Consider the following 11,630-nt stretch of genomic DNA (forward strand, 5'->3'; position numbering starts at 1 on the left):
TTTTTTTTGCAAAGATAAGATTCTCCCCAAGTTTTATGGTTGAGCCGTAATAACCTCCCTCCTCATTGGGAAATCTGTGTTAATCTGTGAAATCCGTGTCTTATAATTGGTTGTTGGTTGTTAGTTTTTTGTTGTTGGACTCTTACTCTTACGCATATTTTTTTCTCTGTGTATCTCTGCGAAATTCTCGGCGGAACTCTGTGTAATAACCTCCCTCCTCATTGGGAAATCTGTGTTAATCTGTGAAATCCGTGTCTTATAATTGGTTGTTGGTTGTTAGTTTTTTGTTGTTGGACTCTTACTCTTACGCATATTTTTTTCTCTGTGTATCTCTGCGAAATCCTCGGTGGTACTCTGTGTAATAACCTACTCATAGTGAAATCTGTGTTAATCTGTGAAATCTGTGTCTTATAATTGGTTGTTGGTTGTTAGTTTTTTGTTGTTGGACTCTTATGCATATTTTTTTCTCTGTGTATCTAAAACCCTTGGCGGAACTCTGTGTAATCAAGTTAGTGTAATAATCGGATATTGTATTTATTGATGTCTGGGTTACTAACTCTTACTCACCTCTAACTTCACGATGTATTTGTAAAAGTGAATTTATAGTGAATTACTTCAGAACAAAATGATATCTTTAATTTTAAAATCTTATTTTTTAATCATAATTAAATAATTATTCAAATCCATAATTAATGAAGCGTATTTTATTACTCTTAGTTGTTTTTGTAGTCTGTTTAAATACAGCTGCACAATCGTTAGATCTCAGTCAACCTTTATCTACAAACTCTAAAATAAAAAAAGGGGTATTGCCTAATGGTTTAACGTATTATATCTATAATACAGATGTTACCAAAAAGGCGGTTAGCTACTATATTATTCAAAATGTAGGTTCTGTTTTAGAGAATGACGACCAACAAGGGTTGGCACATTTTTTAGAACACATGGCGTTTAATGGTACCAAAAATTTTGAAGGCAAAGGCATTTTAAACACACTTCAAAAGCATGGTGCTGTATTTGGAAAGGATATTAACGCCTATACAAGTTTCGATGAAACGGTATATAATATGAATGATATTCCTGCTACCCAAGAATTAATTGATACCTGTCTGCTAGTTTTACACGATTGGTCGAATGATTTGTTATTAACAGATGAAGAGATTGACGCAGAACGTGGTGTTATAAAGGAAGAATGGCGAACAAGGCAGAGTGGTAGGATGCGTGTTTTGAAACAATCACTACCAACTATGTTTAATAATACGATCTATTCTAAACGTATGCCTATTGGTACCATGTCTGTTGTAGAAAATTTTGAATATAAAGCGCTTCGTGATTTTTATCACGATTGGTACAGATCCGATTTGCAAGCTATTGCCATTATTGGAGATGTCGATGTGAATACTGTAGAGAGTAAAATCATAAAGTTATTTACACCAATACCAGCAGTAGACAATCCTAAAGAACGATTTTTAGTAAATATTCCAGATAATAATCAGATGTTATATAGCCTAGCTATGGACGAGGAAGTAACAACATCTCAGATTAATTTTAGTATTCGTCATCAAAAAGCATTAACTAATGAAACTGTTGCAGATTTAAGACAATCATTAATTAATCGTATGATAATATCTATGCTGTCATCTAGAATTAGGGAAATTTCGAAGAAACCGGATGCACCTTTCTTAGGAGCTGGAATTAGCTATGGTAATTTTACCAGAACAACTAACAGTTTGAATTTAAATATTTACCCAAAACCAAATGAGCAACATAAAGCTTTTAAAGCCGGATTAGAGGAATTAAACAGAGCGGTTAAATTTGGTTTTACTGAAGGTGAAATTGAGCGTACAGAAATTAAAATTAAAAACTCGTATGAAACGCAAATAACTAAGGTAGATGATAAATCTCACAAAAGGATTGCTTCGGAAATTCAAAAGAATTATTTGGAGAATACAACACTTTCAGATGTTACTAAGAATTATGAATTAGTAAAAATTATTCTTGATAAATTGACCGCAGATGATATACATAATCGGTTAAAGGAGTTATACACTCAAAAGAATAGATCGCTCATTGTCACTGGTGTAAAAGGAAAAAATAATCTGACAGAATCTGAGGCACTCGATATTATCAGTACAGTTGAAAATGATGAGAGGTTATTGGCGTATTTTGATGATTTCGGTGGTAAAGCTTTGATGTCTGGTATCGAAATTATTCCTGGTGAGATTAGAACTGAAAGAGATAATGAAGCCATTGAAGCAACGACGTTTAGACTAACTAATGGCGTAACGGTGCATTATAAATATGCTAATAAAAATAAAAATGATGTGCAATTAAGAGCTATAAGTTATGGTGGGACATCTTTATTAAATAATGATGATTTACCTTCGGCAGACCTGTTAGGAAATTTCATCGCAAGTTCTGGTTTAGGTAATTATTCTGCAACCGATTTGGCAAAAGTTTTAGCTGGCAAAACAGCAAAAACCCATATAGAAGTCAACGGATTGACAGAGAGCATTACCGGATCGTCTGTTACAAAAGATGTTGAGACTTTATTACAAATGATTTATTTGCGTTTTGTTAAACCAAGGTTTGATGACGATGCCTATAAAGTGCTTATGGGTAAAATTGATAATTACATTATTAGAAGAAGTAATGATGTTAATCAAAAAATAAATGATAGTGTCACGATAGCTGTTTATGGCAAAAATAATCCTAAAAGGGCTTTGTTTACCAGAGAGTATGCAAATAAAATGACATTTGATAAAATGAAATCTATTTATTTAGATCGTTTTAAAAATGTTGCTGATTTTGAATTTTTCATTGTTGGAGATATCGATCAAAAAACCTTAAAACCCTTATTAGAGAAGTATATTGCTAGTATTCCTGCTACTAAGGAAAAGGAAACTTGGAAAGATAATTCTGTAAATTGGGTAAGCAATTCAATAGATAAGGATGTATTTATAAAAATGGAAGACCCCAAAAGTACTGTGCATATTGCATATAAAAACAATATGGATTATAGTTTAGAAAATGAAATAATAGCAAAAACTGTTGGTGATATTTTGCAATTAAGATTTACAGAAACTTTAAGAGAAGAAGAAGGAGGTACTTATGGCGCGAGCGCCTTAGCTAGCATCGTAAAACGACCTTTAGAGCAAGCATTTATTAGTGTTAATTTCGACTGTAATCCTGAAAAAGTTGAACAACTAATAAGTATTGTACATGCTGAATTAAAGAAAATAGCCAAAGGTGAAATTAATCAGGTAGATTTAGATAAAACAACTACGAATTACTTAAAGGAGCGCAAACAACAGCAAGATTATAACAGTTATGATATGACGCTGCTAACAAATTTTTATAGAGAAGGTTATAATATGAATAGTCCTGAAAACTTTGAGAAGATTATAAATGAAATTTCGGTTAAGGATATAAAATCATTTGTAAAACATGTGCTTAAAAAAGCGAAAACTTATGAAGTTGTCATTAAACCCAAAAACTAAATATGAATATGAAAAACCTTGTTTTTATCCTTACGGTAACCCTTAGTACAATAGTTTACTCTCAGATTCATGATCCTGTGAAATGGCAAACCAATGTAAATAAAATATCGGACACAGAAGCGGTATTAATTGCCACTGCAAAAATAGAAGCGGGCTGGCATTTATATTCGCAATCGGTTCCTGATAATGGTCCAATTCCTACTAGCTTTACTTTTGAAGGTAATTCATATTATTTAAAAAAAGGAAATACAAAAGAAGGTGCTGGACATACAGTAAATGATCCAGTTTTCGAAATGGTTATTAAGTTTTTTGATAAAGAGGCACAATTTAAACAACGTGTGAAGCTGAAAAACAACGAATCATTTGACATCAAAGCTGTTGTAGAATTCATGGTTTGTAACGACACACAGTGTTTAGCTCCAAAAGAAGTAGATCTTGTTTTTAAGATAAAATAAAACCATCAAAATAAAATTTATGTTATAAAATCTCAGGTTAGTAATTAATCTGGGATTTTTTTATTCAATAAGGTTGAAAATAGAATAACGCTGCCTTTTTAAAATACCTTCTACTTTATTAAAAATGTTTTTTTTCTTATATTGAGCAACGTTAATCTAAATCTGAAAAACCGTCTTATGTATTATGTGGAAGCGCTAAACATGGGATTTTAAACTGATCAAAATATGAGTAAACTTAATATTTATTTTGTGGCCCTAGGGCTCGCCTTGTTACTTCTGTTGGTTAGTTTAGGTTTTATTTTAACTGGAAATATTGCAGATTGCGGACCGTTATTGATTGCTTTTTTTTGTTTGCTAGCCTTTGGCTGTAAAGGGGTTGAATCTTTGAATGGTTTTGTTTTTACAGCAATTATTTTTGCAGGAGTAGTTTTAGCGCTTTATTATCCACAGTATTTTGTGAGTATGGGTGATGTTCAATTAACTATTCTTATTATTCCTTTAATCCAGATCATTATGTTTGGTATGGGAACTTCTATGAGTATCCAGGATTTTGGAGCAGTTATTAAATCACCAAAAGGGGTGTTTGTTGGTGTTTCAGCACAACTTGGAATCATGCCTATAATGGGTTTTGTTCTTGCTAAATTCAGTGGTTTTCCTCCTGAAATTGCGGCAGGAATTGTATTAGTAGGTTCTTCTCCTAGCGGCGTAGCATCTAACGTGATGGCTTATTTAGCCAAAGCTAATTTAGCACTATCGATTACGATTACTTCTATAGCGACTTTAATCGCACCTTTTGTAACGCCACTTTTAATGAAGGTTTTTGCTGGAGAATTTGTTGAAATAGATGTTTTTGCCATGATGTGGAGTATCGTTAAGATGATTATTTTACCAATAGGAGCCGGTCTCTTGGTTAATCAACTATTAAAGGAAAAAATGGATGGCTTTAGAAAAATATTACCCCTAATTTCTATGTTCGGAATTTGGGCAATTATTGTTGTAATTACCGCTGCAGGCCGTGATAATTTATTAGAAATAGGAGTATTATTAATGGTTCTAGTCTTAATTCATAATATTTTCGGTTATTTCTTAGGCTATTGGTATGCCAGGCTTTTGAAATTAAATAAACAAGATTCAAGAACTATAGCTTTAGAGGTTGGTATGCAAAATGGCGGTTTAGCTTCGGGAATAGCAAACTCCTTAGGGAAAATTGCAACCATGGGACTGGCGCCGGCGGTTTTCGGGCCGTTAATGAATATTTCGGGTTCTATTTTGGCCTCTTATTGGCACAAAAGACCTGTTGATATTGAAGAAAAATAGTAAATTAAAAATTATTAGCGAACCATTTCTGAATAAGGAATTAAGGTTTCAAATCCCTTAGATTTAAAATATTCAATTGGATTATTAGCTGAAGCCACCAAAACAAAATCGCCACCCCAAGCACCTAAACTTTTTACAGCACCTTGAAAATCTTTAAAGTATAAATCTTTTATGGTAGTTTGTTTAGTGATTTTTGAAATGTAATTTTCGTGTTCGGTAATTAAATTTTTAAATGCCTCCAAATGCATACAAGTCAGTAATTCTTTAGTGATCGTGTTAATCGCTTCTACCGAAAAGTTAGAGTCTCCCTTGGCTTCTTTATAATGTTTTATGCCTTCACGACTGTTTTGTTTTTTATTCAAATGAACAAAATATAAGTTGTCTTTAAAAGATGGATTAAATGTGCAGGGAAGCACGATAGGATTTCCGTTTTGTAACTGGTAGGTTATGGGGGTGTTATTTTCCGCGCAAGCGATATCATAACCACTGCCGCCAAATGTTTTGTTTAAAAGTTGATAGGCATCAACATTGGCCCAATTTGCAATATTGTTAATGAGCGTGGAAGATGTTCCAAGTCCCCAGTTTCTTGGAAAATCTAATTTTGTTGTCACCTTATAGCCTTTTGTTGAATTTAAAAACTGAGGGTTTAATGTTTTTGCTGCTTTTAGAATTTGAATAATTCGTTTAGAGATATCGCCTTGTTCTTCCGTTGAAAAATTATCTAAATTGAAACAACCTTCAAACCAAATCCGGTCTTCATGATCAAAACTTACCCAATAGATTTTAGATTCAGAAATTGGACTTATGGTTAATGATTGTCCGTATTTAGTTGGAACGGCAAGTGATAAGGCGCCATCGAGGACGACATATTCTGCAGTTAAAAGTAGTTTTCCGTTGCTATAAAAGGTTTTACTTTTCACGATTTAATCTCTTAATGCTTTTAAGGCTTCAATGACGGCATTATGGGTAACGGCATTGGTTTCAAAGTGTTTTGTTAGTGCAGTTTTTTCTATGTCGTTCGCTTCAAACTGATTTAAAATATTCATCAAATGCATTTTCATATGACCTTGTTGAATACCTGTAGTTGTTAATGAACGTAAAGCAGCAAAGTTTTGGGCTAATCCTGCTACGGCAACAATTTGCATCAATTCTTTCGCTGATGGTTTATGCAGCATTTCTAAAGATAGTTTCACCAAAGGGTGCAAACCTGTTAATCCACCAACTGTTCCTAAAGCCAACGGGATTTCCATCCAAAATTTAAAAATTCCGTTTTCAATTTTAGCGTGAGATAAACTGCTATAACGTCCGTTTCTAGATGCATAGGCGTGTACACCAGCTTCAACAGCTCTAAAATCGTTTCCTGTTGCTAAAACAACGGCATCGATACCATTCATAACACCTTTGTTGTGGGTTACGGCTCGGAAGGGTTCAATTTCAGCAATGTTAACAGCTTGGATAAATTTACGAGCAAAAGCTTCACCGGTAATGTTTGAATCTTCACTTAATTTTTCAACAGGGCAATTCACCTCTGCACGTACTAAACAATCTGGTACATAATTAGATAAAATGCTCATAACGATTTCAATTTGCTTCTCTTCTTCAGAAAATAAATCAAAATTTAAAGCTTTGTTTTTTAAAGTTTTTGCAAATTGTTCTAAACATGAATTTATAAAATTGGCACCCATGGCGTCTAGGGTCTCAAAAGAGACGTGGAGCTGATAATAGTTTGCGATTTCAGTTGTTTTATCGCGCAATTCTATGTCTAAAATACCACCACCGCGCTTGGTCATGTTTTTCGTTATAGCTTCCGATTCCTGAATTAGTATGGGCTTCACATAATTAAAAAATGATTCTAACTTTTTAAAGTCACCTTTGTACATAAAATGTACTTGACCAATTTTTGTTGTAGAAATTACAGTGGTTTTAAATCCACCTCTCGCTAGCCAAAACTTAGCAGCCTTACTGGCTGCTGCGACCACCGAGCTTTCTTCAATGGCCATAGGTATCGTGTATAACTTATCGTTTATTAAGAAATTTGGCGCGACACCAAGTGGTAAATAGTAATTGGTTATGGTGTTTTCTATAAACTCATCATGAAGCTGCTGTAGTTTATCATTGGTATTCCAATATTGCTTTATTTTGGTTTTGGCATCTTCTGCATTTGAAAAATACGTGTCAACAATCCAATCTATCTTTTTAGATTTAGAAAGTTTAGAAAAGCCAGAAATCGTTTTACTCATAACCTTGTAATTTGCTGTGCAAAGATAGTATTCTTGATAAGATTACGCGTAAATGACTTTTGATTATAACGAGCACTGACAACAAAGAAAGGGCTTTTAACAAGATCGAGTAGTGGTGGGATGTAATAAATTATAACCAAAAAAGCCTAATCATGTTTCAATCGTGTTATTTATGTGTTAATAATGATTGTTTTTTGCGTTATTTTTAGTAATCTTGAGTTCATTTTGAAAAAAAAATAGTTTTATTGAAACGTTAATAACCGACTCATTTTTGCCTTACAAATTATGACTTTTTCGACGTTTCATGTACTTCTTAAAACCAATTGAAAATATTACATGAATTATCTTAAATTATCGCTTTGTGTTTGTTTATTTATTACTTCTTTCCTATCAGCACAAAACAAAGACATTACCCTTGAAGACATTTGGAAAAATGGCAGTTTTAGAACAGAATACATGGATGTTTTGCATTCCATGTCAAACGGACAGCAATATTCGGTATTAAATTTCGATCGTGCTACTCGAAGCACCTCTGTGGATATTTACGATTATAAAACTTTGGAAAAGGTAAAGACGCTAGTAAGTTCTTCAGATTTATCTGCCCTACGTTATTTTTCAGACTATACCTTTAGTTCAAACGAGCAGAAAGTATTGTTGGCAACTAATGAAACATCTATTTATCGACATTCTTCCTTAGGGAATTATTATGTGTATGATGTGGCAAATGGGGAATTAAATTTGATTACTGAAGATGCTATTCAAGAACCAACCTTTTCTCCAGATGGTACTAAGGTAGCTTTTGCTAAAAATAATAATTTGTTTGTAAAGGATTTGCAGTCTAATGAAATAAAGCAAATTACTTTTGATGGCGAAAAAAACAAAATTATAAACGGTATTACCGATTGGGTTTATGAAGAAGAGTTTGCGTTTGTTAGAGCATTTGTATGGAATACAGCTAGTACTAAAATCGCTTTTATAAAATTTGATGAATCTGAAGTGCCTGAATTTTCAATGGACGTATATGGAACCGCGCTATATCCAACTCAGCAGGTTTTCAAGTATCCAAAAGCAGGAGAAGCAAATTCGAAAGTATCACTTCAATTATATGATTTGGTAACAGGAAAACTTTCAGGTTTACCGGTATCTAAAAATTATGAAGATTTTTATATTCCAAGAATTAAATGGACAAATAATGCAGATATATTAAGTGCTCAGTTCTTAAATAGACATCAAAATGAGTTGGATTTATGGTCTATTGACACGAAAAATAATTCAGCAGATTTAATTTTAGAAGAAAAAGACAAAGCCTACGTAGATGTTACCGATAATTTAACCTTTTTAGAAGACAATAGTTTTATTTGGACCAGTGAAAAGGACGGTTTCAACCACATATATCATTACGATAGAAACGGAAAACTTATTAATCAAGTGACTAAAGGTAATTGGGAAGTGACCGATTACTATGGTTATAATGAAGACAAAGATATAATCTATTATCAATCTGTTGAAAATGGTTCGGTTAATCGTGATGTATACGCGGTTAAACTTAACGGACGAAGTAAAAAGCGTTTATCTTCAAAAGAAGGTACTAATGAAGCCGCTTTTAGTGCGGATTTTTCGTATTTCATTAATACGTTTTCAAACGCTTCAACGCCACCAGAATTTACATTAAACAATTCAAAATCAGGAGCGGTTATTAAAAACATAAAGGATAACGCTGCTGTATCTCAAAACCTTACAGCTTATAACCTTTCAGAAAAAGAATTTAGTACGCTTTCTGTTCATGGTAACGACTTGAACATGTGGATGATCAAACCTGCAGATTTCGATAAAAACAAGAAATACCCATTATTTATGACACAATATTCGGGTCCAGGGTCTCAGCAAGTAGCAAATCATTGGAATTCGGCCAACGATTATTGGTATCAATTGTTGGCGCAAAAAGGGATTGTTGTTGTGTGTATTGATGCTCGTGGAACAGGTTTTAAAGGTGCCGAATTTAAGAAAGTTACTCAAAAAGAATTAGGTAAATACGAAGTAGAGGATCAAATACAAGCTGCTAAAACTTTAGGTGAATTGTCGTATATTGATGACACCAGAATCGGTATTTGGGGTTGGAGTTATGGTGGTTTTATGAGTAGTAATTGTTTGTTTAAAGGAAATGACGTTTTTAAGATGGCCATTGCTGTGGCTCCAGTAACGAGCTGGCGTTTTTATGATTCCATTTATACCGAGCGCTATATGACAACACCACAAGAAAATGCTAGTGGTTACGATGAGAATTCTCCAATCAATCATGTTGATAAATTAAAAGGTGATTTTCTATTAATTCATGGTTCGGCCGATGATAATGTTCATGTTCAAAATACGATGCGCCTGGCTGAAGCATTAACTCAGGCAGATAAGCAATTCGATATGGCTATTTATCCAGATAAAAATCATGGGATTTATGGCGGAAATACAAGGTTGCACTTATTTAAAAAAATGACAGACTTTGTAATTGAAAAATTAATAGACTAACTTTTAAATATAACCGCAAAAATAATAACCAACTCAAAAATCATTATGGCAGATACGGTATTAAAACCACATCAAAAAGAATTGTTTGGCCAACCTATTGGCTTGTATATTTTATTTTTAACCGAAATGTGGGAGCGTTTTTCGTACTACGGCATGCGCGCCATTTTAGTTTTATACATGACAGCATCTACTTTAGGAGATGATGTTAGAGGAGTGGGTTTAGGTTGGACTAGTAAAGAAGCTCTTGCTTTATATGGTTGGTACACGATGTTGGTGTATATAATTGCTATACCAGGAGGCATGATTGCCGATAAGTTAATCGGACAAAAAAAAGCGGTTCTTTACGGTGCTATTATCCTCTGTTTAGGGCACGGTGTTTTAGTTCTTACCGATATTTGGGCTTTTTATACGGGTTTAGGACTAGTCATTATTGGGGTTGGGTTATTAAAACCTAATATTTCTACCATGGTTGGTGGTTTATACCAACAAGGAGATATTCGTCGTGATAAAGGTTTTAGTATTTTCTATATTGGTATAAACTTAGGGTCACTTTTAGCTACTGTTATTGTTGGTTTCGTAGTGGCTAATTATGGCTGGCACGCCGGATTTGGATTAGCAGGAGTTGTTATGGTTTTAGGACTTATTAATTATATTGGTGGTCAAAAATATTTAGCACAAGTTGGTAATCATGTTGAAGTGACTAACGCTGAAGATGAAGTGTCTTACGGCAAGTTATATGGCAAATTGCTAAATTCACCAAAACAACTTTTTATAACCGTAATTTTGGTTGTCGCTTCAATTATTGGATGGTACTTTATGGATTGGGGATATGGCTTATTATTCCTGTTTTTAGCGGCAATAGCTGCGCTTTTAATGATGATTTTCAGAGAACTAGAATCACAAGTTTTTAAAGATCGTTTTATTGTTTTACTACTGTCGTTCATCATGGTTATAATTTTTTGGGGTGCTTTTGAGCAGGCTGGAGGGTTAATGAATATCTATACCGATACCAAAACAGACCGCATGTTATTAGGGTGGCAAGTGCCAACTATAATGTTTCAAAGTTTAAATGCAGGTTTCATCATTATATTCGCAACTATAATAGCAGGTCTTTGGGCAAAACGAAAGCTAAAAGACAAAGAAGCATCCTCATTATTTAAAATGGCAACAGGTATTATAATCATGGGTTTTGGATTCCTATTTATGGTATTCGCTGTTATGGAATTTGAAAAATCTGGTTCTTCTAGTATGCTATGGTTAGTCCTTGCCTATCTTTTTCACACCATTGGTGAATTATGTTTGTCGCCAGTAGCCTTATCTTTTATTACAAAATTAGCACCAGCAAAATATGCATCCTTAATGATGGGAGTTTATTTTGCATCTTCTGGTTTAGGAAATAAAGTAGCAGGGATTCTTGGGGAATCGGCATCAGATTTTGGTGAATATGCCATATTTTCGGGTATATTTAGTTTTACAGTTATTATTGGTGGTTTGTTTATTTTAATATTAAAACCATTAAAGAGATTAACACATGGGGCTGAAGATAATGAACATGTTATTGAAGCAAAAGAAATCGAAATCGCAGAAAACTAAAATACATA

General features: G+C 33.6%; 6 protein-coding genes and 1 pseudogene. 5 read left to right on the forward strand and 2 right to left on the reverse strand.

Annotation, left to right across the window (positions count from 1 at the left end):
• The first annotated feature begins 692 nt into the window (after window positions 1-692).
• The 3 genes from KO493_RS10945 to KO493_RS10955 all read left to right on the forward strand — a co-directional run bounded on the left by KO493_RS10945 (window position 693) and on the right by KO493_RS10955 (window position 5,269).
• Entirely contained in the window at window positions 693-3,497 is a 2,805-nt protein-coding gene (locus KO493_RS10945) for a M16 family metallopeptidase (RefSeq protein WP_216068011.1), read from the forward strand.
• 8 nt (window positions 3,498-3,505) lie between these two features.
• A complete protein-coding gene (locus tag KO493_RS10950) occupies window positions 3,506-3,952 on the forward strand; it encodes a protein-disulfide reductase DsbD domain-containing protein (protein WP_216068012.1) in 447 nt (148 codons plus the stop codon).
• Window positions 3,953-4,177: 225 nt separating this feature from the next.
• A complete protein-coding gene (locus KO493_RS10955) occupies window positions 4,178-5,269 on the forward strand; it encodes a bile acid:sodium symporter family protein (protein ID WP_216068013.1) in 1,092 nt (363 codons plus the stop codon).
• Between the two features lie 14 nt (window positions 5,270-5,283).
• Here KO493_RS10955 and KO493_RS10960 read toward each other — a convergent pair whose 3' ends face one another.
• A complete protein-coding gene (locus KO493_RS10960) occupies window positions 5,284-6,189 on the reverse strand; it encodes a GYDIA family GHMP kinase (RefSeq protein WP_216068014.1) in 906 nt (301 codons plus the stop codon).
• A gap of 3 nt (window positions 6,190-6,192) precedes the next feature.
• A pseudogene (locus KO493_RS10965) lies at window positions 6,193-7,512 on the reverse strand (hydroxymethylglutaryl-CoA reductase, degradative); the annotation flags it as partial.
• Window positions 7,513-7,845: 333 nt separating this feature from the next.
• Between KO493_RS10965 and KO493_RS10970 the strand changes: the two are divergent.
• Together KO493_RS10970 and KO493_RS10975 are read left to right on the forward strand one after the other, a co-directional pair.
• Window positions 7,846-10,029: a S9 family peptidase gene (locus KO493_RS10970; RefSeq protein WP_216068016.1), complete on the forward strand. Its 2,184-nt coding sequence runs from the start codon at window positions 7,846-7,848 to the stop codon at window positions 10,027-10,029.
• Between the two features lie 45 nt (window positions 10,030-10,074).
• Window positions 10,075-11,622, forward strand: a complete 1,548-nt coding sequence (locus KO493_RS10975) for a peptide MFS transporter (protein WP_216068017.1) — start codon at window positions 10,075-10,077, stop codon at window positions 11,620-11,622.
• Window positions 11,623-11,630: the final 8 nt, after the last annotated feature.

Source organism: Pseudotamlana agarivorans (genome assembly GCF_018860245.1).
GTDB lineage: Bacteria > Bacteroidota > Bacteroidia > Flavobacteriales > Flavobacteriaceae > Pseudotamlana > Pseudotamlana agarivorans_A.